This window comes from Mesorhizobium sp. L-8-3 (assembly GCF_016756615.1).
GTDB lineage: Bacteria > Pseudomonadota > Alphaproteobacteria > Rhizobiales > Rhizobiaceae.
Genome location: NZ_AP023262.1, coordinates 87577 through 111580 on the forward strand (window position 1 = coordinate 87577; position 24004 = coordinate 111580).

The 24004-nt window shown below is 65.7% G+C and carries 23 protein-coding genes; 12 read left to right on the forward strand and 11 right to left on the reverse strand.

Features of this window, described 5'->3' with window-relative positions; translation table 11 throughout:
* Nucleotides 1-65 precede the first annotated feature (65 nt).
* Together ubiB and ubiE are read right to left on the reverse strand one after the other, a co-directional pair.
* On the reverse strand, nucleotides 66-1640 hold the full coding sequence (ubiB, locus tag JN302_RS00410) for a 2-polyprenylphenol 6-hydroxylase (RefSeq protein WP_202331217.1): 1575 nt from the start codon (nucleotides 1638-1640) through the stop codon (nucleotides 66-68).
* A gap of 13 nt (nucleotides 1641-1653) precedes the next feature.
* On the reverse strand, nucleotides 1654-2430 hold the full coding sequence (gene ubiE, locus JN302_RS00415; protein WP_202309582.1) for a bifunctional demethylmenaquinone methyltransferase/2-methoxy-6-polyprenyl-1,4-benzoquinol methylase UbiE: 777 nt from the start codon (nucleotides 2428-2430) through the stop codon (nucleotides 1654-1656).
* A gap of 110 nt (nucleotides 2431-2540) precedes the next feature.
* On the opposite strand from ubiE, the gene JN302_RS00420 reads away from it, so the two are divergent.
* From JN302_RS00420 to JN302_RS00430, 3 genes are all read left to right on the forward strand, one after another.
* The gene (locus JN302_RS00420; RefSeq protein ID WP_202309583.1) at nucleotides 2541-3521 is read left to right on the forward strand and encodes an adenosine deaminase; all 981 of its coding nucleotides are present in this window, start codon (nucleotides 2541-2543) and stop codon (nucleotides 3519-3521) included.
* 112 nt (nucleotides 3522-3633) lie between these two features.
* Entirely contained in the window at nucleotides 3634-4263 is a 630-nt protein-coding gene (gene upp / locus JN302_RS00425; RefSeq protein ID WP_202331218.1) for a uracil phosphoribosyltransferase, read from the forward strand.
* A gap of 123 nt (nucleotides 4264-4386) precedes the next feature.
* On the forward strand, nucleotides 4387-4950 hold the full coding sequence (locus tag JN302_RS00430; RefSeq protein WP_202309585.1) for a TIGR02281 family clan AA aspartic protease: 564 nt from the start codon (nucleotides 4387-4389) through the stop codon (nucleotides 4948-4950).
* Nucleotides 4951-5242: 292 nt separating this feature from the next.
* On the opposite strand, the gene deoA is transcribed toward JN302_RS00430, so the two are convergent.
* The 6 genes from deoA to JN302_RS00460 all read right to left on the reverse strand — a co-directional run bounded on the left by deoA (nucleotide 5243) and on the right by JN302_RS00460 (nucleotide 11591).
* The gene (deoA, locus tag JN302_RS00435) at nucleotides 5243-6562 is read right to left on the reverse strand and encodes a thymidine phosphorylase (RefSeq protein ID WP_202309586.1); all 1320 of its coding nucleotides are present in this window, start codon (nucleotides 6560-6562) and stop codon (nucleotides 5243-5245) included.
* Between the two features lie 200 nt (nucleotides 6563-6762).
* Nucleotides 6763-7566 (reverse strand): purine-nucleoside phosphorylase, encoded by an 804-nt coding sequence (locus tag JN302_RS00440; RefSeq protein ID WP_202309587.1) that lies wholly within the window; start codon nucleotides 7564-7566, stop codon nucleotides 6763-6765.
* On the reverse strand, nucleotides 7563-7955 hold the full coding sequence (locus tag JN302_RS00445) for a cytidine deaminase (RefSeq protein WP_202309588.1): 393 nt from the start codon (nucleotides 7953-7955) through the stop codon (nucleotides 7563-7565). The genes JN302_RS00440 and JN302_RS00445 overlap by 4 nt, the downstream gene beginning before the upstream one ends.
* A 3-nt stretch (nucleotides 7956-7958) precedes the next feature.
* Nucleotides 7959-8921, reverse strand: coding sequence for an ABC transporter permease (locus JN302_RS00450; protein ID WP_202309589.1), 963 nt, complete (start codon nucleotides 8919-8921; stop codon nucleotides 7959-7961).
* Between the two features lies 1 nt (nucleotide 8922).
* Nucleotides 8923-10062: an ABC transporter permease gene (locus tag JN302_RS00455; protein WP_202331219.1), complete on the reverse strand. Its 1140-nt coding sequence runs from the start codon at nucleotides 10060-10062 to the stop codon at nucleotides 8923-8925.
* Entirely contained in the window at nucleotides 10059-11591 is a 1533-nt protein-coding gene (locus JN302_RS00460) for an ABC transporter ATP-binding protein (protein ID WP_202331220.1), read from the reverse strand. Before JN302_RS00460 ends, JN302_RS00455 begins: the two co-directional genes overlap by 4 nt.
* 173 nt (nucleotides 11592-11764) lie before the next feature.
* Here JN302_RS00460 and JN302_RS00465 point away from each other — a divergent pair, with 173 nt between their 5' ends.
* Complete coding sequence (locus JN302_RS00465; RefSeq protein WP_202331221.1) at nucleotides 11765-11974, forward strand: SlyX family protein; 210 nt, start codon at nucleotides 11765-11767, stop codon at nucleotides 11972-11974.
* 7 nt (nucleotides 11975-11981) lie between these two features.
* Nucleotides 11982-12311 carry a hypothetical protein gene (locus JN302_RS00470; protein ID WP_244846142.1) on the forward strand — a complete coding sequence of 110 codons (330 nt, stop codon included), beginning with the start codon at nucleotides 11982-11984 and terminating at the stop codon, nucleotides 12309-12311.
* 87 nt (nucleotides 12312-12398) lie between these two features.
* Here the strand turns inward: JN302_RS00470 and JN302_RS00475 are convergent, their stop codons facing one another.
* On the reverse strand, nucleotides 12399-13319 hold the full coding sequence (locus tag JN302_RS00475) for an MFS transporter (RefSeq protein ID WP_342215998.1): 921 nt from the start codon (nucleotides 13317-13319) through the stop codon (nucleotides 12399-12401).
* Between the two features lie 32 nt (nucleotides 13320-13351).
* Here JN302_RS00475 and JN302_RS00480 point away from each other — a divergent pair, with 32 nt between their 5' ends.
* A complete protein-coding gene (locus JN302_RS00480; RefSeq protein ID WP_202331223.1) occupies nucleotides 13352-13612 on the forward strand; it encodes a hypothetical protein in 261 nt (86 codons plus the stop codon).
* Between the two features lie 126 nt (nucleotides 13613-13738).
* Here the strand turns inward: JN302_RS00480 and JN302_RS00485 are convergent, their stop codons facing one another.
* Both JN302_RS00485 and JN302_RS00490 read right to left on the reverse strand, forming a co-directional pair.
* Nucleotides 13739-14728: a BMP family lipoprotein gene (locus tag JN302_RS00485; protein ID WP_202309595.1), complete on the reverse strand. Its 990-nt coding sequence runs from the start codon at nucleotides 14726-14728 to the stop codon at nucleotides 13739-13741.
* A gap of 240 nt (nucleotides 14729-14968) precedes the next feature.
* Nucleotides 14969-15862, reverse strand: coding sequence for a LysR family transcriptional regulator (locus tag JN302_RS00490; protein WP_202331224.1), 894 nt, complete (start codon nucleotides 15860-15862; stop codon nucleotides 14969-14971).
* Nucleotides 15863-15978: 116 nt separating this feature from the next.
* On the opposite strand from JN302_RS00490, the gene JN302_RS00495 reads away from it, so the two are divergent.
* The 6 genes from JN302_RS00495 to JN302_RS00520 are packed head-to-tail and all read left to right on the forward strand — an operon-like array spanning nucleotide 15979 to nucleotide 23957.
* Complete coding sequence (locus JN302_RS00495) at nucleotides 15979-17034, forward strand: TRAP transporter substrate-binding protein (protein ID WP_202331225.1); 1056 nt, start codon at nucleotides 15979-15981, stop codon at nucleotides 17032-17034.
* Between the two features lie 2 nt (nucleotides 17035-17036).
* Nucleotides 17037-17666, forward strand: a complete 630-nt coding sequence (locus JN302_RS00500; protein WP_202331226.1) for a TRAP transporter small permease subunit — start codon at nucleotides 17037-17039, stop codon at nucleotides 17664-17666.
* The gene (locus JN302_RS00505; RefSeq protein ID WP_202331227.1) at nucleotides 17663-18946 is read left to right on the forward strand and encodes a TRAP transporter large permease; all 1284 of its coding nucleotides are present in this window, start codon (nucleotides 17663-17665) and stop codon (nucleotides 18944-18946) included. The genes JN302_RS00500 and JN302_RS00505 overlap by 4 nt, the downstream gene beginning before the upstream one ends.
* 57 nt (nucleotides 18947-19003) lie before the next feature.
* Nucleotides 19004-21076 carry a hydantoinase/oxoprolinase family protein gene (locus tag JN302_RS00510; RefSeq protein ID WP_202331228.1) on the forward strand — a complete coding sequence of 691 codons (2073 nt, stop codon included), beginning with the start codon at nucleotides 19004-19006 and terminating at the stop codon, nucleotides 21074-21076.
* Nucleotides 21073-22812 (forward strand): hydantoinase B/oxoprolinase family protein, encoded by a 1740-nt coding sequence (locus tag JN302_RS00515; RefSeq protein ID WP_202331229.1) that lies wholly within the window; start codon nucleotides 21073-21075, stop codon nucleotides 22810-22812. Before JN302_RS00510 ends, JN302_RS00515 begins: the two co-directional genes overlap by 4 nt.
* Nucleotides 22809-23957 (forward strand): alanine racemase, encoded by a 1149-nt coding sequence (locus tag JN302_RS00520; protein WP_202309602.1) that lies wholly within the window; start codon nucleotides 22809-22811, stop codon nucleotides 23955-23957. The genes JN302_RS00515 and JN302_RS00520 overlap by 4 nt, the downstream gene beginning before the upstream one ends.
* Nucleotides 23958-24004: the final 47 nt, after the last annotated feature.

Here is a 24004-nt window from a genome sequence, read left to right on the forward strand (position 1 = left end):
AGCGCCCTCTGCAATGGATCGATTGCAATGTATGCACTGATTGCAATGCAGTCAAAGCTGCTTTGTCAGGACACCTGCCAGGCGATGTAGACCAGCGTCAGCGCCATCACCCACAGGGCGATGCGGCCGGAGCGCGTGTGGCGCGCCTCCGCCTTGCCGATGGCCTTGGCCGTCGCCTCATCGAAACGCAAGCCGTTTTCCGCCATGGCATCGATCTCGCGCGCCAGGCGATCGGTGCGGGCGGCGAGTTCCGGCGCCTGGCGGGCGAGCGACAGGAGCGCGCCGACGCCCTCGCGCGCATCGCTCAGCATGCCGCGCGGCCCCAGATTCTCTGCGATCCAGCGGCCGACCACCGGCTCCGACGTCTTCCACATGTTGAAGGCCGGGTCGAGCGTGCGCGCCACCCCTTCCACGACCACCATGGTCTTCTGGAGGAGAATCAGCTCGGGCCGCGTCTCCATGTCGAACAGTTCCGTCACTTCGAACAGCAGCGTCAGCAGCTTGGCCATGGAGATGGTCTCGGCCGGCTGTCCGTGGATCGGCTCGCCGATGGCGCGAATCGCCTGGGCGAACGCCGCCGCATCATGCTTGGGCGGCACGTAGCCGGCCTCGAAATGCACGTCCGCCACACGCCGGTAGTCGCGCGTGATGAAGCCGTAGAGGATCTCCGCGAGGAAGCGACGCTCCTTCTTGCCGAGCCGTCCGGAAATGCCGAGATCGACAGCGACGATCGTCCCCTCGGCATCGACGAACATGTTGCCGGGATGCATGTCGGCGTGAAAGAAGCCGTCGCGAAGCGTGTGTCGCAGGAAAGACTGGACGAGATGCGCCGCCAGCGCCTTCATGTCGTGGCCGGATGCGCGCAGCCCCTCGAGATCGTTCAGCTTGATGCCGTCGATCCATTCCAGTGTGAGCACGTCGCGCCCGGTGCGTTCCCAGTCGACAGCAGGCACGCGGAAGCCGGGATCGTCCTTCGTGTTCTCCGCGAGCTCGGACAAAGCGGCGGCCTCGAGCCTCATATCCATCTCGAGCTTCGTCGTCTGGGCGAGTGTCTCGGTGACCTGCACCGGCCGCAGCCGGCGGGTGGACGGGATGTATTTCTCCTGGAGGCGGGCCGCCAGGAAATAGGCTTCGAGATCCTGGAAGAAGCGACGGCGCACGCCGGGCCGGATGACCTTGACCGCGACCTTGGTGATGGCGCCGTCGCGCTCGACCTCCGCCTCGTGCACCTGAGCGATCGAGGCTGCCGCGGAAGGCTCCGCCAGGCTCACGTATAGCTCGCGGGCAGGCCGTCCGAGCGAGCCTTCGATCGTCGCGATCGCCTGCTCCTTGGGGAAGGTCTCCATGCGGTCCTGCAGCAGCACCAGATCCGCCGCGATGTCGGCGCCCACCACGTCGGGGCGCGTCGCCAGGAACTGGCCGAGCTTGACATAGGAGGGTCCGAGCCGCTCGACCGCTTCCGACAGCCGCTCTGAGCGTTGCTTGCCCTTCGCGCGGCGTCGGGTGAACAGCCGCGCGACGCGCCACGCGAATTTCGGCGCGCCGACGAGCTGATCGCCGGGAAGCGCGGCGACCACACCCTCGCGAACCATGATCCAGCCGGCCCGGGCCAGCCGGAAATAGGCGCCTGCGGTGCTCATCCGATCCGGCCCGTCAAAGCTTCCAGCCGGAATGCAGCGCTGCGATGCCGCCCGAATAGTTGCGGAAGGTGACGCGATCGAAGCCGGCGCGCCGGATCATCGCCGCGAAATTCTCCTGGTTCGGAAACTTGCGGATCGATTCGACGAGATACGCATAGGGCTCGCCATCACCGGCGACGAGACGACCGATGCGGGGGATCGCGTTGAAGGACCAGGCCTCGTAGGCCTTGTCCAGCAGCGGCATGTCGACCTCGGAGAATTCGAGGCAGAGGAAGCGGCCGCCCGGCTTCAGCACACGCCAGGCTTCGGCCAGCGCCGTCTCGATGCGCGGCACGTTGCGGATACCGAAGGCGATAGTATAGGCGTCGAAAGTGTCGTCGGCGAAAGGCAGTTCTTCCGCATTGGCCTCGACGAAATCGATATTCGCCTCCAGGCGGCGCCGCGCGGCGCGCTCGCGGCCGACCTCCAGCATCGAGCCATTGATATCGAGCACGGTCGCATGGGCAAGGCCGTGCGAGGCATCGACGATGCGGAAGGCGATGTCGCCGGTGCCGCCGGCAACGTCGAGCACCTTCCAGCCCTGCCGTTTCGGCGGATTCAGCCAGGCGACCATGGCGTCCTTCCACAGCCTGTGCATGCCGGCCGACATCAGGTCATTCATGAGGTCGTAGCGGTTGGCGACGCGGTGGAACACCTCGTTCACCAACGGCTGCTTCTCGCCGGTGGCGACATCCCTGAATCCGTAGGATGTTTCCATGCCGCCCGTGGCGGTCGTCCTCTGTTCTGACATTTTTGTGTTCCAGGCAGTTTCGGCCGGACCATAGCCGATCGGGCTATCGGGCGCTATTGTTTAAGACGCGGCGAACGACCGCGCTCAGGGACTGCATCAAGGGGACACGCATGCCATTGAAAGCGGAGCTCCACTGCCACATCGAAGGTGCGGCAGCGCCCGATCTCGTGATTGCGCAGGCCCGCAAATACAACGCCGACACCACGCCCTTCATCCACGAAGGGTCCTTCGTCTGGCACGACTTCACCTCCTTCCTGGCGGCCTACGATTTCGCAGCCGACCTCTTCCGGACCGAGGAGGACTACGCTCGCCTTGCGGAGCACTATCTCACCAGCCTCGCCCGCGACGGCGCGATCTATTCCGAGGTCTTCACCTCGCCCGACCATGCGATCAAGGCCGGGCTGTCGCCCGCTGCCTACACCGGCGCGCTCGGGGAGGGCATGGAGCGCGCCAAGGCCAAGACCGGCATCGAGGGCCGCATGATCGTCACCGGCGTGCGCCATGTCGGCGTCGAATCGATCGAGGCCGCGGCGCGCTTCGCCGCCAAGTGCGGCCATCCGCTGGTGACGGGTTTCGGCGTGGCCGGCGACGAGCGCCAGGGCGACATGGAGGATTACGTCCGTGCCTTCGAGATCGCCCGCGAAGCCGGCCTCGGCATCACCATCCACGCCGGCGAATTCGGCGGCTGGGAAAGCGTCGCCCTGGCGCTCGACCACATAAGGCCGTCCCGCATCGGGCACGGGGTGCGGGCGATCGAGAACCCCGATCTCGTCAAGCGCATCGCCGACGAAGGCGTGGTGCTCGAATGCTGTCCGGTTTCCAACATCGAGTTGAGGGTATTCGACAGTTTCGGCAGCCATCCCTTCGTGAAGCTCAGGGAGGCGGGATGCAAGGTGACGCTCAATTCCGACGATCCGCCCTATTTCTGGACGACGCTCAAGCGCGAATACGATGTGGCGCGCGAGCATTTCGGACTGGACGACAAGGCGCTGACGGCGATAACGCGCACCGCGATCGAGGCGGCTTTCGTCGACAAGAAGACCAAGGCGGCGCTGCTCGCCAGGCTCGCCGAGCCGGCACGCATGCGTTGAGATGCGGCGGAAGGGGCACCGACAAAACTGTGGTTCGCGGAACTCCGGCGTTCCTTGGCCGGCCACGAGCCGGTAGTATCCGGTTCAAACCACATTTGCGGGAGAAGAACCTATGAAAGGCGTCACCGTCGTCGACCACCCGCTTGTCCAGCACAAGCTGACGATCATGCGGAACACGGAAACGTCGACGGCCGGCTTCCGGCGGCTGCTGCGCGAGATCTCGCTGTTGCTCGGCTATGAGGTGACGCGCGATCTCGAACTGACGACCACGACGATCGAGACGCCGCTGCAGACGATGGAAGCGCCGACGCTGGAAGGCAAGAAGCTGGTCTTCGCTTCGGTGCTACGGGCCGGTAACGGGCTGCTCGAAGGGCTTCTCGATCTCGTCCCTGCCGCGCGCGTCGCCCATATCGGCCTCTATCGCGACCACGACACGCTGGAGGCTGTCGAATATTTCTTCAAGGCGCCGAGCGACCTGGGCGACCGGCTGGTGATCGTGGTCGATCCGATGCTGGCAACCGCCAATTCGGCCATCGCCGCAATCGACAAGTTGAAGGGCCGGGGCGCGACCAACCTGCGTTATCTGTGCCTGCTTGCAGCTCCCGAAGGCATCGAGCGGTTCACCAAGGCCCATCCCGATGTGCCCGTCTTCACGGCGGCGATCGACGATCGCCTCAACGAGAAGGGTTATATTGTGCCCGGTCTCGGTGATGCCGGCGACCGCATGTACGGGACGAAGTAGCCTCTTCATCGAATATTAACGCCGCTGCGGATTTTCCGGCCCGGCGGGCTTGGCCGTGAGCGGTCATTAAGAGGCCGCATACCGGATAGCGCCTAGCGTCCTCCCGACAATCGGGGCAGGACCATGCTGCGCAAATTCATCATCGTCGGGCTCTCGGCCGGTGTCTCGGCTGCAATCCCCACGATCTATCAAACCAACCCGGAACGCTTCGACGCGATGCTGGGCCAGGTGCTGCGCCGCCAGGAGCCCGATCGCTTGCAGGTCTCCGCGATTCCGGCCGAAGCGACCAGGAAAGCGCCGACGGCGGCCCTGTTCGGCAAGAAGGTGCGCCTCGATGCCGACGAGCGCGGCCACTTCATCGCCGACTTCAGGCTCAACGGCCGTCCGTTGCCGGCGCTCGTCGATACCGGCGCGACGATGGTCGCCATCAACGCCTCGACGGCGCGGCGCATCGGCGTCACGCTTCGCCAGGAGGATTTCAAATACAGGGTCGAAACGGCCAACGGCATGGCCAAGGCCGCGTCGGCCAACATCGACCGGCTGCAGATCGGCCGCATCTATGTCGAGGACGTCCAGGCCGTCGTGCTGGAAGACAAGGCGCTCGACGGAACGCTGATCGGCATGAGCTTCCTGAAACGCCTCGCCGGCTTCGAAGTGAAGGACGGCGCGCTGGTGATGGTGCAGTAAGGCCTTCCAGGCACGTGGACATGTAGGCAAGTTCGCCTCCCCCGCGAAATGTCGCGGCGCTACATTATCCCTCATCCGACCTCGCTGCGCGAGGCCACCTTCTCCCACAAGGGGAGAAGGTCGGAGCCTAGCTTTGCCGGCTCTGCAAATCACCACTGTGGACGATTGGCCGCTGCGCTCCTGCAGGCGCTCCCTTCTCCCCTTGTGGGAGAAGGTGGCCTCGCGCAGCGAGGTCGGATGAGGGGTAGTCGCGGACGCCGGAGAGTTGGTGCGAAAGGCCCCGTATGCGAGGCTACTCCCGCTCCGCCACCCGGCGGATCACCGCCTTCTGCGCTGGCGGCTTGTTTTGCCCGATCTCATAGGCGTCGGCGACCAGCGCGGCGGCCCGCTCCGCCTCGCCCTGCGATCGGGCATGGACGATAGCGAGCGCTTCGCCCGTCCGCACTTCCGCCCCGATGGGAAGCAGGCGCGCGACGCCCACGCTATGATCTACGGCGTCCTCGGGTTTTGTCCGGCCGCCGCCGAGCGCCACCACGGCAAGACCGATCTCACGGGTCGCCACGCCTGTCACGAAACCGCCGCGGCCTGAAGTCACCGCGAGTTCCACATTGGCTTTCCGGAGATACTTTCCCGTCTTCTCGACGAAGTCGGCTGGCCCGCCGAGATCGGAGACCATCCTGCCGAAGATCTCGGCCGCACGTCCGCCGTCGAGCGCCTGTTTCGCTCGGGCCAAGGCCTCCTTGCTGGACGACGCCAGCCCGGCAGAGCAGAGCATTTCGGCGGCGAGCGCAAGTGTCACGTCGAGCAGCCTGCGGTCGCGGGCCCGGCCGGTCAGGAAGTCGACCGCGTTCTGCACCTCGACCGCGTTGCCGGCCGCCGAGGCGAGCGGCTCGTTCATGCCTGATATCAGGGCCGTCGTCTTCAACCCGGCCCCGTTCGCCACTTCGACCAGGCTGGTCGCCAGGGCCGTCGCGTCACGCGACCGCGCCATGAAGGCGCCGTTGCCGAGCTTCACATCCAGCACCAGCGACTGCAGCCCCGCCGCGAGTTTCTTCGACAGGATCGAGGCGGTGATCAGCGGCACGGATTCCACCGTCGCCGTCACGTCACGGATGCCGTAGAAACGCTTGTCGGCAGGCGCGAGATCGGCTGTCTGGCCGATGATGGCGCAGCCGGCGCTGAGCACGACCTTGCGGAACAAGCTGCTGTCGGGCTGGCTGACATAGCCGGGGATGGAATCCATCTTGTCCAGCGTGCCGCCGGTATGGCCGAGCCCCCGGCCGGAGATCATCGGCACATAGGCGCCGCAAGCCGCCACGATCGGCGCCAGCATCAGCGAGACATTGTCGCCGACGCCGCCGGTCGAGTGCTTGTCGGTGACGGGCCCCGGCAGGTCCGACCAGTCGAGCACCTCGCCGGAATCGCGCATGGCGAGCGTCAGGGCAACCGCCTCGTCCCGGCTCATTCCGTTGAAGAAGACGGCCATGGCGAGTGCTGCGACCTGGCCCTCGGAGATCCGTCCCGGCGCGATGCCGGCGACGAATTCAGCGATCTCCTCGGCGGAAAGCTTCAGCCCGTCACGCTTCTTGCGGATAATTTCCTGCGGCAGCATGTCAGTGTCGCACTCGCGCGGCTGCACATGCGCGGCTACCCCTGCCGGCCATCTCCCCCTCAAGGGGGGAGATTGGGAGCTTCGACGGCATCGACTGTTCTGCCGCGTCGCAGATTGGCGAAAACGCCGATGCAGTCCGATCTCCCCCCTTGAGGGGGAGATGGCCGGCAGGCCAGAGGGGGGTGAGGGGGGCCACGTCGTCAGTCCAGCATGCCGTCGGCGAACATCCGGCGCAGCACCGTCGCCAGCCGGGCGCCGCCGAGCGGGGCCACGTCCTTGGTCTCCTGATGCGACAGCTCCGCCCCGGTCATGCCGGCGGCGAGATTGGTGATGACCGAGCAGGCGGCGACCCTCAGCCCCAGGAAGCGGGCGAGGATCACCTCCGGCACGGTCGACATGCCGACGGCGTTGGCGCCCAGGACCCGCGCCATGCGGATCTCCGCCGGCGTCTCGAAGGACGGCCCGGAGAACCACATATAGACGCCCTTGTGCAACCTGGTGCCGGTCGCTTCGGCCGCCTTCTCGAAGGCGGCGCGGATGTCCTTGTCATAGGCCTCGGTCATGCCGACGAAACGCCGGTCGGTCGGCTCGCCGAACAGCGGGTTCGAGCCGGAGAAGTTTATGTGGTCGGTCAGGAGCATGATCGAACCCGGAGGCATGTCCGGATCGACCGAGCCGGCCGCGTTGGTGAGCAGCAGCTTCTCTATTCCGATGCCCTGGAGCACCTCCAGCGCCGGCCGCATGGCCGCGGCATTGGCATGCTCGTAATAATGCGCGCGCCCGGCAAGCATCAGGATCGGCCGGCCTGCGAAATGTCCGGCGACCACCGTGCCGGCATGGCCGGTGACCCCGCTCGCAGGGAAGCCGGGCAGATCCGAATAGGGAATGCGCACGGCGCCTTCCACCTCGTCGACCAGCCCGCCCAGGCCGGAGCCGAGCACCAGGGCCGTGGTCTGCGCGAGGCCGTCGAGCCTTTCGACCAGCCTGTCGACTGCTTCCTTCATTTCAGCACCTCGCCTTGGAAGCCATAGGGCAGCATCGCGCCAATTGTGACGGTCTCGACAATGCCGGTCTCGTCGCACAGATGGAGCTTGGTGTCGGCATCAGCGAACTCTGCGAGCCGCTGCCGGCAGCCGCCGCAGGGCGTGATCCGCGCCATGCGCTCCGCGACGACGGCGATCTCGGTGATCCGGCCGCCGCCGCCCATCACATAATGGCCGAGCGCGGTGGTCTCGGCGCACCAGCCTTCGGGGTAGGAGGCGACCTCGATGTTGCAGCCGGCATAGATGCGACCGTCCTCGGTGCGCAGCGCAGCCCCCACGGGGAACTTGGAATAAGGCGCATAGGCCTTGGCCATGGCGGCCGTGGCCGCCTCGAAGAGGTCGTGCGACATTGATCAGCGTTCCTTCACATAGGGCACGCCGCCGGCCCGCGGCGGGATCGCCTTGCCGATGAAGCCTGCGAGCAGGACGACGGTCAGGATGAAAGGCAGCGCGTTGATCAACTGCACCGGCACCTTGCCGATGCCAGGCCAGGGCATGCCCTGAAAGCGGATCGACGCGGCCTCGAGGAAGCCGAACAGCAGGCAGGCGAACATCGCCGGCACCGGCCGCCACTTGGCGAAGATCAGGGCTGCGAGCGCGATGAAACCCTTGCCCGCCGTCATGTCCTTCACAAAGCCGGCATTCTGCGCGACCGAGAGATAGGCGCCGGCGAGACCGGTCAGGATGCCGGTGCAGATGACAGCGCGATAACGCAGCCAGGTGACCGATATGCCTGCCGTGTCGACGGCCGCCGGGTTCTCGCCGACGGCGCGCAGCCTCAGGCCGAAACGGGTGCGGAACAGCGCCCACCAGGTGAAAGGCACCATCAGGAAGGCAACATAGACCGGGATCGAATGGCCCGAGATCAGCTCGGAATAGATCGTGCCGATGACAGGCACACCCGAAAGGGCCTCCGCTCCCGGCAAAGTGATGGCCTCGAAGCGGGCCGGACCGCTGAGCGCCGGCGTACGGCCGCCCTGCCGGAACCAGGCCTGGCCCAGGATGATGGTCGAACCGGCGGCGATGAAGTTGATTGCCACGCCCGATACGATCTGGTTTCCGCGATGGGTGATGGAGGCGAAGCCGTGGACCAGCGCCAGCCCGACCGCGACGGCGACCGCCGCCAGAAGGCCGATCCAGGCTGAACCGGAAACGGCTGCTGCCGCGGCGCCCGCAAAGGCGCCTGCCAGCATCTTGCCTTCGAGGCCGATGTCGAAGACACCCGAGCGTTCCGAATAGAGACCGGCAAGGCAGGCGAGCAGCAGGGGCACGGAGACACGGATCGTCGCGTCGATGAGTTGGACCAGAACATCCATGTCAGACGCCCTCCCCCTTGACGGCCGCCACCCCGACGGAGCGCGGACTGAACGAGGCGAAGATCGTCTGGACGGCCGGACGGAACATGTGCTCCAGCGCGCCGGCGAAGAGGATCACCAGGCCCTGGATGATAACGATCATGTCGCGGCTGATGTTGGGCATCTCGAAGGCGAGTTCGGCGCCGCCCTGGTAGAGCATGCCGAACAGGATCGCGGCCGGCACGATGCCGACCGGATGGGAGCGTCCCATCAGCGCCACGGCGATGCCGACGAAGCCGGCGCCCGCGACGAAGTCCAGCGCCATGCGATGCTGGTCGCCCATGATCGGGTTCAGCGCCATCATGCCGGCAAGCGCGCCGGAGATCATCATGGTGACGATGATGATCTTCGCTTCGCCGATGCCGGCGTAGCGCGCCGCCTTGGGGCTGAAGCCGAAAGTACGGATCTCGTAGCCGAGCCTGGTGCGCCAGATCAACGCCCAGACGAAGACCGCCATGACGAGCGCCAGCAGGAAGGAGATGTTGAGCGGGGCCGAGCGCACCGACATGCCCATTGCCTCAAGCAGCCAGTTCATCTTGGGAAGCTGGCCGCCGGGCAGGAGATCGCGCGTCTGCGGGGCCATCGAGCCGAGCGGCTTCAGCACGTCGACCAGCATGTAGACCATCACGCTGGCGGCAATGAAATTGAACATGATGGTGGTGATAACGATGTGCGACCCCCGCTTGGCTTGGAGCACGGCCGGAATGAAGGCCCACAGCGCGCCGGTGGCGGCCGCGCCTAATATCGCCAGCGGGAAGGTCAGCCACCAGGGCAAGACCGAATCCAGCGACAGCGCCACCAGCGCCACGCCCAGGCCGCTGATATAGGCCTGGCCCTCGCCGCCGATGTTGAACAGACCGGCATGGAAGGCGACGGCGACGGCGAGGCCGGTGAAGATGAAGTTGGTCGCGTAATAAAGCGTATAGGCGATGTTCTGGCCGCTGCCGAAGGCGCCTTCGAACAGGATGCCCGCGGCGCGCAGCGGATTCTCTCCGACCAGCAGCACGACCAGCCCCGCGACAAGGAAAGCCACGGCGAGATTGATGAGCGGGATCAGCCCGTAGTCGGCCCAGGCCGGCAGCTTGGAGAAGGGGGTGCTCATTCCGCGGCCTCCCGATGCTCGACGCCCGCCATCAGCAGTCCGAGTTCGCCTTCGGTGGCGTCCGGTCCACGCTCGCCGACGACGCGGCCGTCGAACATGACCAGGATGCGATCGGAGAGCGAGCGTATCTCGTCGAGTTCGACCGACACCAGCAGCACGGCCTTGCCGCGGTCGCGCATGGCGATCAGGCGCTTGTGGATGAACTCGATGGCGCCGACATCGACGCCGCGCGTCGGCTGACCGACGATGAGCACGCCCGGATCCTGCTCCATCTCGCGGGCAAGCACGATCTTCTGCTGGTTGCCGCCTGAGAAATTGGCGGTCTTCAGCCGCGGATTGCCCGGCCGGATGTCGTATTTCTCGATCTTGTCCTTGGCGTCCTGCAGGATCGCCTCGGCATTGAGGAACGGCCCCTTCAGATATTTGGGATCGTCATGATAGCCCAGGATCGAGTTCTCCTGTTCGTCGAAGGCGAGGACCAGCCCGACATGATGGCGGTCTTCCGGCACATGTGCGAGGCCGCGATCGCGCAGGTCGCCGGGATCGGCATTGCCGGTCACGTCGATCGGCTTGCCGTCGAGGAGCACGGACCCGGACACCGCCCTGCGGATGCCCGAGATCGCCTCGATCAGCTCGGACTGGCCGTTGCCGGCAACGCCGGCAATGCCGACGATCTCGCCGCCCCTGATGTCGAAGGAGACGTCCTTGACCATCGTGACGCCGCGCGAATCCTTGACTGTCAGATCCTTGACCGCGAGCTTGACCCCGCCCGGCTTCGCTTCACCCTTCTCGACACGCAGCAGCACACGGCGCCCGACCATCAGCTCGGCCAGTTCCTCGACGGTGGTCTCGGCTGTCCGGCGGGTGGCGACCATGGTGCCCTGGCGCATGACCGACACATTGTCGGTGATCGCCATGATCTCGCGCAGCTTGTGGGTGATCAGCACCACCGTTTTACCCTGTTCCTTCAACTGCTGAAGGATGCGGAACAGATGGTCCGCCTCGGCGGGCGTCAGAACCCCGGTCGGTTCGTCGAGAATGAGGATCTCGGCGCCGCGATAAAGCGCCTTCAGGATCTCGACGCGCTGCTGCAGGCCGACCGGAAGTTCCTCGATGATGGCGTCCGGATCGACCTCGAGACCGTATTCCTTCTCCAGCCGATTCAGTTCCGAACGCGCCTTGCCGATCGACTTGTTGAGCAGCGGCTCGCCTTCGGCGCCCAGGATGACGTTTTCCAGCACGGTGAAATTCTGCACCAGCATGAAATGCTGATGCACCATTCCGATGCCCACCGCGATCGCGTCGTTCGGCGTCCGGATGGCCGTCGGCTTGCCGTCCACTTTTATCTCGCCGCTGTCGGCCTGGTAGAAGCCGTAGAGGATCGACATCAATGTCGACTTGCCCGCGCCGTTCTCGCCGATGATGCCGTGGATGGTGCCGCGAGGAATCTCCAGATGGATATCCCGGTTGGCATGCACCGTCCCAAAACTCTTGTTGATGCCGATAAGCTCGATCGCAGCTTCAGCCATGCGATGGCTCCGCCTTCCCATTTTTTATCATTTGGTCAAACGCCCTATCATGCCGCCTTCCCCTTGCCAATCGGCGCGGCCTTTTTCCAACACTCTCGACAAATACGCTCCTGCTTGTCAATTTCGAAGCCGCGACAGGCAGGATTTATTTGGCCGGCATTCGGAGTACTCCCATGACAATGCCTGCGGACCGTCTGACGACGCTGGAAATCAGGATCGCCGAGCAGGAAAATACCATCGAGGAACTGTCAAGGCAGATCGCCGAACAGTGGAAGGTGATCGAGCGGCAGCAGAAGAAGCTGGACGCCCTGACGCACCGGTTTCTCGCGCTCGAAGAGCAGACCGCGCCCGCCCACGAGGCGACGAAACCTCCGCATTGGTGACGGCGGCGTGCCGCGCGAAGCCGATCAGATGAGGCGGGCCGGCAATTATGTGCTCGGCCTCATGGATGATATCGAGCGGGCCCGCGCGGAACGCGATCTCGAGATCGATGCGGATTTCCGCGGCGCGGTTCTGCGCGTGGCCGAGCGGATGCGCCTGCTCGACCTGAGGCCCGATACCGCCTCCGCCGATGCCTGGCGGGCGATCTCGGCGCGGATCGCGGAAATGCCGCAGATGCGCGGCCGGCCCTCCCTGCTGTCGGCCCATCGCAGGGCGCCGGGCCGGATGGGCGCGGCCTTCATTCGGTTTCCGGCCCTCGTGGACGGCTCATCGCCATAGGGCTCGTCGCAGCCTGCGCCGTGGGCTATGCAGCAGGCGTGGCGACGGGCAGTTTCTGGTAGGCTTGCCCCGATCGTCACACCGAAATCAGACGGCAAGGCCGCGCTCCGACCTCCTCGTCAGCAGCGGCACAAGGCAGAGCGCGCCCACGACGCCCGACCCCGCCAGGAACCAGCCGAAGCCGTCCCAGCCCTGCCCGTCGATGACATGGCCGGCAAGCGGCGGACCGAAGACCGTGGCGATGCCGCCCGTCTGCGCGATCAGGCCGATCGCCACGGAAGCCGAACCGCCACGCGGCACGATGAAGGGAACGCTGGCGAACAAAGCCGACGCCGTGACGCCGCCGGCGAGCGCGACGGCCACGGCCGCGGCGGTGGCCAGCGTCGCGTCCTGGCTCCCGAACGCGGGAAAGGCGGCGACGGCCGTCGCGGCGAAGCCGGCCAAGGCAAGGGTAGCGGCGAAGCGCGCGTCGCTGCCGCGCACCAGCACCGTCGTCGCGAGGTTTCCGAGCGGCACCAGCAGCGCCACCGTGCCGGCCGAAAGCGCGATCGCCGAATTGCCGCTGCCGACAAAGGCCGGCATGAAGGAGAAGAAGCCGACCGACAGGATGACGTAGACGCCGAAGGCGAGCGCCACCAGGACGACGTCGATGTTCAGCGTGGCCGCGAAGGAACCACGGGCGGGCCCGGTCGCCGGCTTCGCATCCAGATCCGGAAAGTCGGGGACGCGCGCCAGCAGCGTCGCCGAGACCACGGCCAGCAGGGCAAAGAGCATGGCGGCCGCCAGCAGGTAGATCTGCGGGCCGGCGGCGGGAAGCACCCATCCGGCGAGGAAGTCGGCCAGGGCGAAACCGACCGGCACGAAGCCGCCCCATACGGCAAGGACCGGCGCACGCCATTCGGGCGGCGCCACCGCGGCGGCGATCGCGGGAATGGCGATGACGAGGACCAGATAGCCCGCCCCTTCGAGCACGCGCGCGGCAAGGATCGCCTCCGGCGACGTGAACAGCGCGAGCGCGACACCCCCCCAGCGCGAGCAGGATGGAGGCGCCGACGAATGTCCGCCTCATGCCCAGGAACTCGATCGCCCAGCCCGCCGGCAGCGCCACCAACGCGACGAAGATGCCGATTGTCGAGGTCAGCCAGCCGATCAGCACGAGCGAGAAGCCGCTCTCGGTCCTGTACCAGTCGACCAGCGGCGCGATCTTGCCGAACTGCGTGCCAGCCAGTATCCCGGCGAGCATCAGCACGGTGATCGCGACGAGGCGCAGCGGTCTGTCCCGGTTCATGAATTTTCCCTGAGGGCCGTCGATCCATGGATGAGGCGGCGCCTCTTGCGGCGGCCGAAGCGCACGGACGGCATCGTTTGCAGGCGTACAACGAAACCGCCGGCCCGAAGGCCGGCGGTTCGCGGGTCATTCGACTGGATCAGTACGGGCAGTTGTTGTCCGACATGTAGTCGTGCACGGTGATCGTGCCGGCGATGATGTCGTTCTTCGCCTTTTCGGCCGCTGCCTTCATGTCGGCAGAGACGAGGTCCTTGTTGTTGTCGTCCATGGCGTAGTCGACGCCGCCTTCCTTGAGGCCGAGATTGTTGAAGCCTGCGGTGAAGGCGTCATTCTTGGCGTCGCTGAAGGCGTTGTAGACCGCGACGTCGACACGCTTCACCATCGAGGTCAGCACCTTGCCGGGCTGCAGGCCGTTCTGGTTGGAATCGACGCCGATGCCGAGCTTGCCGGCATCGGCCGCTGCCTGGAGCACGCCCACTCCCGTGCCGCCGGCGGCGGCGTAGATGACGTCGGCGCCCTGGTCCATCTGCGACTTGGCGATCTCGCCGCCCTTGGTCGGGTCGTTCCACGCGGCCGGCGTGTCGCCGGTCATGTTGTAGATGACGTCGGTCGCGCCGGCGGCCTTGGCGCCGCCCACGTAACCGCAGCCGAACTTGCGGATCAGCGGAATGTCCATGCCGCCGATGAAGCCGACCTTCTTGCTCTGCGAAGCGAGCGCGGCGAGCACGCCGACCACATAGGAGCCTTCCTGCTCCTTGAACACGACCGAGCGCACGTTCGGCTTGTCCACGACCATGTCGATGATGGCGAACTTGGTGTCCGGGAACTCGGCGGCGACCTTCTCAAGTGCCGCAGCCCAGGAGAAGCCGGCCATCACGATCGGGTTGTTGCCGTCCTCGGCGAATTTGCGCAGCGCCTGCTCGCGTTGGGCGTCGTTCTGGATCTCGAAATCGCGGTACTCGATTCCGGTTTCGGTCTTGAACTTCTCGGCACCGTTGAAGGCAGCCTCGTTGAAGGATTTGTCGAACTTGCCGCCGAGATCGTAGATGATCGCCGGCTTGATGTCCGCGGCGAAAGCCGAGGCGGACATTGCTGTTGCGGCCAGAAGGCCGAGAACGATACGCTTCATGTGATCCACACCCTGTCGGTTGTCATCCGTTGACGCCGCCCGCGCCTGCCTCGATCCCCGGCCGGCCCGGCAGCCATGGCGGGAGTTTCCTCCTCCCGCTCATCACGCCAATGTTGCATGGCGCAGAACAAAATTCACGCGGAATTTTGACCCTTTGGAAAATGGTTGCGCCGGTGCAAGCGGAGCAGAAATGCCCGGTTTCCGGTAGGCTGATGAAAAGGAGGCTCTTGCCCCAGCCGGCTAGCGCAGCGCCTTCAGCTCTCGAAACGTATCGGCCACGAACCGTGCTATGAACTCGGTGTCTCCCGACCACGTCTCGTCGAGCGCGGCGAGCGACAGGGTCCGCGGCGCGATGCAGGGGCTAGCCTCGAACCGGTGGATCCGGTCGGCAATGTCTGATCTTATGATTGCCGGCGTCATCACCGCGAAACCCAATCCCGAGGCGACCAGTTCACTCGTCACCGAGAGCGAATTGCAGCCGCTCATCGATTTCGGCGTGCAGTGGGCGGTTTCGAACCACTCCCGTATCGTCCTGCCTATGGTCGACGTCTCAGGCTGCGTGAAGATCGCCTCGGCGACGAGGTCGCCAGGCGTCAGCGTCCGTCCGACCAACGGATGGGAGGCTGGGCCGAGCCAGGCCAGATCGACCTCGCCCAGCGGCTTCACGGTTATGCCCTCGGAGGCGGCTGCGTCTGTGGTGATAGCAACATCGAGCTGCCGTTCGGCCAACTGTTTCAGGAGCACCGCGCCGACATCGACTTTCAGCTCTATGCGCAGCGACGGTCGCGTGGCGTTCAATTCGCGGATGAGCCTCGGCAGCGCCAGATGCGCCACCGTCTCGACCACACCGAGCCGCAGCAAGCCCCGGAGTTTTCCGGCGGTCGTTTGGTCGTGGATCTCGCGCGCCAGAGCCAGCATCTGCTCGGCCTGGCGCTGGATCGCCTTTCCGGCCTCGGTGAGACGCGCACGTCCGCTGCTGCGGTCGAACAGGACACAACCCAGGTCGCGCTCAAGCTCGCGAATTCGTCCTGATATGGACGGTTGGGTGATGCAAAGCTGGCGCGCGGCGGCATGAAAGGAGCCCAGCCTGGCAATCCAGTAGAAGGATTCGATCTGAGCGAGGGTCAGACGCATGATAGGCAGAGACTATCATCGATGGTCGCGAAATCAATTAGAAGCAATCACTCTTCTTGTGTAGCTTCATTCCCAGCCGCTGTCCGGCAGCGGCGTCCAGCAGGGGAGACACGACAATGAGAAAGCTACGCACGACACTCTTGTCGCTGGCATTCGCCGCCGCGGCGATGGGAGCGGCCCATGGGGAGGAATTGCAGGAACTTCGCCTGAAAGTGATCGGCGGCTGGAGCAACGTCACCATGACGACGGTGGTAGAGCAGCCGTTCTGGCAGCGCACGCTGCCGGAGATTTCAGGCGGCAGAATCACGGCCGATTTCAACAGCCTCGATACGCTCGGCCTCAAGGGCGACGAGACACTGCGACTGCTCAAGCTGAAGATCGCCGACATCGTCACCGGCCCGGTCAGCTTCGTCGCAGGCGATTTCAAGCTTTATGACGGGCTCGATCTTTCAGGCGCGATCCTCGACCTCGGCTCCATGCGCAAGGCGGTCGACGCCTACCGCCCTGTCATCGACAAGAACATGCAGGAGAACTTCAATGCCCATCTCCTGATGATGTGGCCGTCGCCGCCGCAGGTGCTCTTCTGCAAGGGCGAGATCAAGGGCGTCGCCGACCTGGCGGGCAAGAAGATCCGAACCTTCAACCAGACGCTTTCGGACTTCGTGGAGGCGGTCGGCGGCACGCCGGTCAATCTTTCCTTCGCCGAGGTGGTGCCCGCGCTGCAGAACGGCACCGCCGATTGCGGGGTCACCGGCACCGGCCCCGGCAACTCCGCAAAATGGTGGGAAGTGACCGACCATCTCTTCCCGCTGGTGCTCGGCTGGGCGCCCTATTTCAGCGCCATCAACCTCGATAGCTGGAACCAGCTCGACGAACCGACCAGGACGTTCCTCACAGACGCCTTCGCCAGGCTGGAGGATGAGATGTGGACCCATGTCGGGGCAGCCGCGGCGGAAGGCATCAACTGCAACACAGGCGTCGGCGAATGCAAGACCGGCACAAGGGCCAATATGAAGCTGGTCGACGTTTCGGACGCGGACAAGGCCCTGCTGACCGGCATGGTGACCGAGACGATCCTGCCGCGCTGGGCGAGCCGGTGCGGCGAAGCCTGCGTGGCGGAGTGGAACGGCACAGTCGGCAAGGCGCTCGGCTTCGAAGCCGGGGCAAAGTGATCATGGCGGCGCGCGAACCTCAGGCCCGGCCCAGCCCGCTTCGTGGATTGCGCGCCGTCTCACGACTTGTTCTGCTTGCTGGCGGGCTTCTGCTGGTCGCCGCGACGGTCTTGATCATCATTGAGATCGTCATGCGCCAGTTCTTCCGCCGAACGCTCGGCGGTGTCGACGAACTGGCGGGTTTTGCACTGGCCGTCGGAACCGCGTGGAGCTTCGGCTCCGTGCTCCTCGACAAGGCCCATGTGCGCATCGATACGCTCTACGCCCGTTTCGGCGAGCGCGGCCGGGCCATATCGGACGTGATCGCGCTCGCCGGAACCGTGCTGTTCGCTGCCACGCTGGTCTATTTCTCGACCGATGTTCTGGCCAGCAGCCTGCGCTTCGGCGCTACGTCGCAGAGTTCGCTCGCCATTCCGAAATCGGTGCCGCAAGCCTTGTGGCTCGGCGGTCTCGTCTGGTTCCTGCTTGTCGCGGTGGTCCTTCTGCTTTCGTGCCTGTCGGCCCTTCTGCGAGGGGACTGGCGGCGGGTCGGGTTGCTCGCCGGCGCGCCGGAACTCGAGCGGGAGCTGCAGGCCGAACTCGCGAACAGGCAACAGCGCACCGCCGAAGAGCCCGGAGGGCTGCCCCTATGATCGCCTTCGCAATCGGCGCGATGGTCCTGTTTCTGGCGCTCGGGCTGCCGATCGCGGTCAGTCTCGGGCTGGTCGGCATGGGCCTTTCCGAATTCTTCAGCCCGCTGCCTCTCACGCGGGCCATCGGGGAGGTCGCCTGGAGTTCGTCGACCGGTTTCCTGATGGTCAGCATCCCGCTGTTCGTGCTGCTCGGCGAAGTGCTGCTGCGTTCCGGCATCGCCGACCGCATGTATGCCGCAGTGGCGGCATGGTTTTCCTGGATGCCGGGCGGCCTCATGCACGCGAATATCGGGTCCTGCGCCCTCTTTGCCTCGATGTGCGGATCCAGCGTCGCGACGGCGGCAACGGTCGGCACGACGGCGATGCCGCAGATTGGCAAATACGGCTACAACCCACCGCTCTTCCTCGGAACGCTCGCCGCCGGCGGCACGCTCGGGATCCTCATCCCCCCTTCGATCAACCTCATCGTCTACGGGCTGATCACAAATACCTCGATCCCAAAGCTCTATCTGGCGGGCATCGTCCCAGGCCTGCTCCTGGCGGCGATGTTCATGGGCGCGGTCGCACTCGCCTGCACGGCCTGGCCGAGCCTGGGCGGGCAAAGGGTGGCCGTCACGTGGAACGAGCGGCTCGCGCTTCTGGCGGAATTCCTGCCGCCCGTCTTCATCTTCGGGGTGGTCATCGGCTCGATCTATCTTGGCTGGGCAACCGCCACCGAATCGGCGGCTCTTGGCGTCGCCGCCGCAGTCATTCTGACGATGGCGCGCGGCCGCTTCACGATCGCCATGTTCATGACGGCGGTGGAGAACACGATGAAGACCACCGGCATGATCATGCTGATCGTGCTCGCGGCATTCTTCCTCAACTTCGTGATGACCGCCGTCGGGCTTACGACGGCCATCGTGAACCTGGTCACCGCCTATGATCTGCCGCCGCTCGGCCTGATGCTGGCGGTCATTGTCTTCTATCTCATCCTCGGCGCCTTCATGGACGAGATGGCGATGATGATCTCCACCGTGCCGATCATCGCGCCCGTGGTCTTCGCGGCCGGCTTCGACGGTGTCTGGTTCGGGGTGGCTCTGGTGGTCCTCATGCAGGCGGGGATGATCCTGCCGCCGGTCGGCATCAATCTCTTCGTCATCCAGGGGATCCGCCGCAACGGACGCATCGGCGAGATCGCCACCGGCTCGATGCCCTTCGTGCTCTCGATGCTGTTGCTGCTCGCCCTGCTCGTCGCATTCCCGGGAATCGCGCTTTTCCTGCCGGCTGCCTTGAACTGACGAGACCCGTCCTACGGGCCGGCGCTGCGTCCGTGTATCCGAAAGAAGCTGAAAGAAATGAACGACAAAGCATACCGCATCGGCATCGACATCGGCGGGACCTTCACCGACATCGCGCTGGTAGACGAAGCCGGCACCGTCGAGATCAGGAAGGTCGCGTCGACGCCCGACGACTACAGCCGGGGCATCGCCTCCGGTCTGAGCGTGCTCATGCGCGATCTCGGCATCGACCCGAAGGCGATCACCGGCATCGTTCACGCGACCACGGTCGCGACCAACACCATCCTCGAATTCAAGGGCGCCCTCACCGGCCTGGTCACGACGGCGGGCTTTCGCGATGTGCTCGAACTCAGGCGGCTGCGGATTCCGGTCCTTTACGACCTGCAGTACGACAAGCCGCCACCTCTGGTGCCGCGGCGGCTGCGACTGGAAGTGCGCGAGCGGCTCGGTCCCGACGGCACGATCCGCTTGCCGCTGAACGAGGAAGACGTCTTGCGCGCCGCCGACACCTTCCGGAAAGAGGGTGTCGAGGCCGTCGCGATCAGCTACCTCCATGCCTATGTCAACGCCGCGCACGAAGTGCGGACAGAAGAGATCCTGCGCGATGCGCTGGGCCACGGCATCTATATCTGCCGAGGCTCGGAGATCCTGCCTGAGATCCGCGAGTTCGAACGCAGCTCGACGGCGGTGGTAAACGCCTATGTCGGCCCCGTGATCGGCAATTATGCCGATGCCCTGGCAGGCAGGCTGGCCGGGATAGGGATCGAGGCGCCGATCGAGATGATGCATTCCGGCGGCGGCATCATGCGGCTCGCGGCCTCGGTGAAGCGCGCGGCCTCGCTGGTGGAGTCCGGGCCCGCGGCCGGCGTCATAGCCTGCGCGCGCCTGGTGCGCGGCGAGCGCCGAGCGGCCAACATCATCTCCTTCGACATGGGCGGCACCACCGCAAAGGCGGCGCTTATCGAGAATGGCGAAGCGGCGCGTACCGACGAATACGAGGTCGGCGCCGGTATCAATCTTTCCAGCAAGCTGGTCAAAGGAGGAGGCTATCCCATCAAGATGCCGTTCATCGACGTGTCGGAGATCGGCGCCGGAGGCGGCAGCCTGGTGGCGCTGGACAGGCTCGGCCGCGTCACCGTCGGCCCCGAAAGCGCCGGCGCCATGCCAGGTCCGGTCTGCTACGGCCGTGGCGGCATGCGGGCGACCCTGACCGACGTCTTCGTCACGCTCGGCTACATCAACGACACGACGCTGGCCGGCGGCTCGATCGACGTCGATGCGGAAGCTGGCAGGCGGGCACTGCGAAGCCAGGTCGCCGAGCCGCTCGGTCAGGACCTCATCGGCACGGCGCGAGGGGTCCTGACGCTCGCCGTCTCCACCATGACGCGTGCGGTGAAGGCGGTGTCCACCTATCGCGGCCGCGATCCGCGCGATTTCACACTCGTCGCATTCGGCGGCAACGGACCTGTCGTCGCCGCCGACATCGCCTCTGCGCTGGGCATAGGCCGGATCGTGGTGCCGGTGGCTGCCGGGGTGTTCTCGGGCTTCGGCCTGTTGCGGTCCGACGTCGAGCAGGAGTTCGTACAGCCGGTCCTGGCCGATGCGGCGGAGCTTTCACCGGAATCGCTGTCGGTGCTGAGGAACGAACTCTACACCCGCGCGGCGACAGCGCTCGTCGCCGAAGGTTACGACACGGCAACAGCGGATTTCCGCTTCAGCGCCGATCTGCGCTACTTCGGCCAGGCCTATGAGCTCAACGTCATGGACGAAGCGGACGGCGCCCCCGAAGCGCTGGTGGAAGGGTTCCATCGCGAGCACGAGCGAACCTACGGCCACCGCTCCAGCGGCGACCCTGTGCAATTGGTCAATGGGCGACTGTCGGTGCGCGTGCCGATGGCCTCGAAGATCGGACGCTTTGCGGCGACCCCAGCCTTCCCACGCCGCGACCGGCAGGTCGCATTCGGCATAGAGCCGCTCATGACGCCGGTCATCGGGCGCGCCTCCTTGGACGGCACCCCGCGGCAGGGCCCCTTCATCGTCGAGGACTATGATTGCACCTGCGTGGTGCCGCCACACGCGGCAGCAAGGCTCGATGCAGCCGGCAATATCGAGATCGAGGTCGGACAATGAGCAGCGTCGATCCGATCACGCTCGAAGTCATCCGCAACGGCCTGGCTTCGGTCGCCGACGAGATGGCCCTCATCATCATGCGCAGCGCCTACTCGCCCGTCGTGCGCGACATCATGGACTATTCGACAGGGCTCTGCGACCCGCAGGGACGCATCATCGCCCAAGGGCTGACCTTGCCGATCCAGCTCTGCTCGTTTCCCCGCGTCATGCATTTCCTGAAGGAGCGCTTCGCCGACGACCTGGCCCCCGGCGACATCTTCATCACCAACGACCCCTACGGCTCGGGCGGACAGCATCTCCCAGACATCTACGTGCTGAAGCCGATCTTCTTCGGTGCCGCACTCGCCGGTTATGCGACGACGGTGGCGCACCACACAGATGTCGGCGGCATCGTGCCAGGGAGCGTCGCCATATACGCGACCGAGATCCAGCAGGAAGGCCTGCGCATTCCGCTCATGAAGCTGTACGAAGGCGGCCGCCCCAACAGGACGCTGCTCGACCTGATCGAATCGAACACGCGCCAGCCGGTCGAGGTACTGGGCGACCTCCGCGCCCAGATCGCCGCCTGCACGACGGCGGAGAAAGGGCTGCTCGCTCTCGTGGAACGCTACGGCACCGAAAGCTTTGCCGCATATGTAGCGGCGCTTCACGACCAGGCAGAAGCGATGATGCGCGAGACGATCCGTGAACTGCCAAACGGGATCTATGTCGGCGAAGACTTCCTCGACGGGCTCGGCGAGAATCCCGAACCGATCCGTATCCGCGCCACCGTCACCATAGCCGACGACACGATCGACATCGATTTCGCGGGCACGTCGGAGCAGATGGCGGCGAGCATCAACTGCCCGATCTCGCTGCCGGAGTCAGCGGCATTCACCGCAATCCGCTGCGTGTCGCGCCGCGACATTCCCAATTGCGACGGTTACCTCAGGCCGATCACCGTGCGGGCACCGGAACGCTGCCTGCTCAACCCGGTCTTCCCCGCGGCCTGTGGAGCCCGCGGCGTCGTCGGCTACCGCGTGTTCGACACGATCATGCAGGCGCTGGCCAAGGCCGTGCCGGAGCGTGCGATCGGAGGGTCGGAGGGGGGGCCGTTCCTGATGGCTGCCGGCGGCACCTGGCAGGGCAGGCAATTCGTGCTCAACGAGATGATGGTCGGCACATGGGGCGCGCGCGCGCAGCGCGACGGCCTGGAGGGCGTTTCCAATCCGGCGGCCAACATCTCCAACCAGCCGATCGAAATGATCGAAGCGGAGATGCCGGTGGAAGTGGTGCGTTATGGGCTCGTGCCGGATTCGGGCGGTCCCGGCCAGAATCGCGGCGGGCTCGCCTTCGTGCGCGAGTTCCGTTTTCACCAGGATACCGTCGTGAACCTGCGCGGCGACCGGCGGGATCATCCGCCCTTCGGCATCGACGGCGGCCAGCCAGGCGCTCCCTCGGCCCACATTATCCTTGCGCCCGATGGCGCAAGGCGCATGCTTCCGACGATGCCGATGGAGGCTTTTTCGGTCAAGGCGGGGGACGTGTTCCGCCTGGTCGGGGCCGGGGGAGGCGGATTCGGCGCCGCGTTCGAGCGTGAGCCGGCGCGGGTGCTGGCCGACGTGATCGAGGACAAGGTGACCGTGGAGGGCGCGGCCCGCGACTATGGCGTCGTCATCGATCGATCCACGCTGAGCGTCGACATCGCGGCCACAAATGCCTTGCGCGCCGCAGCCGCAAGCGGAGATGCGCGATGAAGAGCGGGGTCGCTGCCCTCAATGCCCCGCTCGTCGGGTCTGCGGGAAGCCGCTCGTTGCTGGAGACGCCCGCGCTGCTGCTGGATGCCACCGCCTTCGAGGCGAACATACGCATCCTGGCAGATCTGGCCGCGGCCAACGGGCTCGGCCTGCGTCCGCACGCCAAGACCCACAAATGTGCCGGCATCGCCCAGCGACAGATGGCGGCAGGGGCGCTCGGCATCGCCTGCGCCAAGCCGGGCGAATTGCTCGCTTTGTTCGACGCTGATGTCAACAAACTGATGTTGACGGCTCCGGTCGCGAGCCGGCTCAAGATCGACCGCCTTGCGGCGGCCGCGGCGCGAGGGGCCGACCTCACGGTGGTCGTCGACCGAGTGGAACTGGTCGCCGCCTATGGCGCGGCCGCGCGGGAAGCGGGCGGGCGGATCGCGGTGCTGGTCGACTGCGACACCGGGCTGGGCAGGACCGGCGTGGCCGAACCGGAAGCGGCGGTCGCGCTGGCGCGAGCCATCCGCTCCGAGGACTGTCTGGTCTATGCCGGCATTCAGGCCTATGCCGGTCACGTGCAGCATGTCTTCGGCCTTGAGGAACGTCGCGTGGCCAATCGTGCGGCCAATGAGCGATTGAAGACCATCATCACGGCACTTCGGGCGGCCGGTCTTGCACCCGCCGTCGTCAGCGGCGGCGGCACCGGCAGCCACCTGCTGGACTTCGAAGACAAGCTGCTGACCGAGGTGCAGGCAGGCTCCTATGTGTTCATGGACGAAGCCTATCGACCCGTGGACCTGCATGGGACCGGCGCGGACATATTCGAATTCGCCCTGCTCGTCGCTGTGACGGTGATCGGCCATAGCGCCAGCGGCGAGGCGATCACCGATGGCGGCACAAAGAGCTTCGCCGTGGACGGCCCGCCGCCGCGGGCTTTTCTCGACGGCAGGGAATTGGGGCTGATCCTTTGGGCCGGCGACGAGTTCGGCCGGCTGAAGACGCATCCCGGGATTGCCCCGCCTCCTGCGGGAACGCGCATCGAATGCACGGTGCCGCATTGCGATCCGACGGTCAATTTGCACGACGCAATCCACCTGGTGCGCGGCGATGCGCTGGAGGCGATCTGGCCGATAGAAGGTCGAGGGCGTTCGGACTAGTGCCTCTGCACAAAGGAAATGACAGGTTGGATTGAACCTTCTTTGGT

Bases quoted from the DNA above. Each gene is read 5' to 3' on its own strand.
- ubiB (WP_202331217.1), bottom strand. From the start codon at position 1,640: ATGAGCACCGCAGGCGCCTATTTCCGGCTGGCCCGGGCCGGCTGGATC.
- ubiE (WP_202309582.1), bottom strand. From the start codon at position 2,430: ATGTCAGAACAGAGGACGACCGCCACGGGCGGCATGGAAACATCCTAC.
- JN302_RS00420 (WP_202309583.1), top strand. From the start codon at position 2,541: ATGCCATTGAAAGCGGAGCTCCACTGCCACATCGAAGGTGCGGCAGCG.
- upp (WP_202331218.1), top strand. From the start codon at position 3,634: ATGAAAGGCGTCACCGTCGTCGACCACCCGCTTGTCCAGCACAAGCTG.
- JN302_RS00430 (WP_202309585.1), top strand. From the start codon at position 4,387: ATGCTGCGCAAATTCATCATCGTCGGGCTCTCGGCCGGTGTCTCGGCT.
- deoA (WP_202309586.1), bottom strand. From the start codon at position 6,562: ATGCTGCCGCAGGAAATTATCCGCAAGAAGCGTGACGGGCTGAAGCTT.
- JN302_RS00440 (WP_202309587.1), bottom strand. From the start codon at position 7,566: ATGAAGGAAGCAGTCGACAGGCTGGTCGAAAGGCTCGACGGCCTCGCG.
- JN302_RS00445 (WP_202309588.1), bottom strand. From the start codon at position 7,955: ATGTCGCACGACCTCTTCGAGGCGGCCACGGCCGCCATGGCCAAGGCC.
- JN302_RS00450 (WP_202309589.1), bottom strand. From the start codon at position 8,921: ATGGATGTTCTGGTCCAACTCATCGACGCGACGATCCGTGTCTCCGTG.
- JN302_RS00455 (WP_202331219.1), bottom strand. From the start codon at position 10,062: ATGAGCACCCCCTTCTCCAAGCTGCCGGCCTGGGCCGACTACGGGCTG.
- JN302_RS00460 (WP_202331220.1), bottom strand. From the start codon at position 11,591: ATGGCTGAAGCTGCGATCGAGCTTATCGGCATCAACAAGAGTTTTGGG.
- JN302_RS00465 (WP_202331221.1), top strand. From the start codon at position 11,765: ATGACAATGCCTGCGGACCGTCTGACGACGCTGGAAATCAGGATCGCC.
- JN302_RS00480 (WP_202331223.1), top strand. From the start codon at position 13,352: ATGGAGGCGCCGACGAATGTCCGCCTCATGCCCAGGAACTCGATCGCC.
- JN302_RS00485 (WP_202309595.1), bottom strand. From the start codon at position 14,728: ATGAAGCGTATCGTTCTCGGCCTTCTGGCCGCAACAGCAATGTCCGCC.
- JN302_RS00490 (WP_202331224.1), bottom strand. From the start codon at position 15,862: ATGCGTCTGACCCTCGCTCAGATCGAATCCTTCTACTGGATTGCCAGG.
- JN302_RS00495 (WP_202331225.1), top strand. From the start codon at position 15,979: ATGAGAAAGCTACGCACGACACTCTTGTCGCTGGCATTCGCCGCCGCG.
- JN302_RS00500 (WP_202331226.1), top strand. From the start codon at position 17,037: ATGGCGGCGCGCGAACCTCAGGCCCGGCCCAGCCCGCTTCGTGGATTG.
- JN302_RS00505 (WP_202331227.1), top strand. From the start codon at position 17,663: ATGATCGCCTTCGCAATCGGCGCGATGGTCCTGTTTCTGGCGCTCGGG.
- JN302_RS00510 (WP_202331228.1), top strand. From the start codon at position 19,004: ATGAACGACAAAGCATACCGCATCGGCATCGACATCGGCGGGACCTTC.
- JN302_RS00515 (WP_202331229.1), top strand. From the start codon at position 21,073: ATGAGCAGCGTCGATCCGATCACGCTCGAAGTCATCCGCAACGGCCTG.
- JN302_RS00520 (WP_202309602.1), top strand. From the start codon at position 22,809: ATGAAGAGCGGGGTCGCTGCCCTCAATGCCCCGCTCGTCGGGTCTGCG.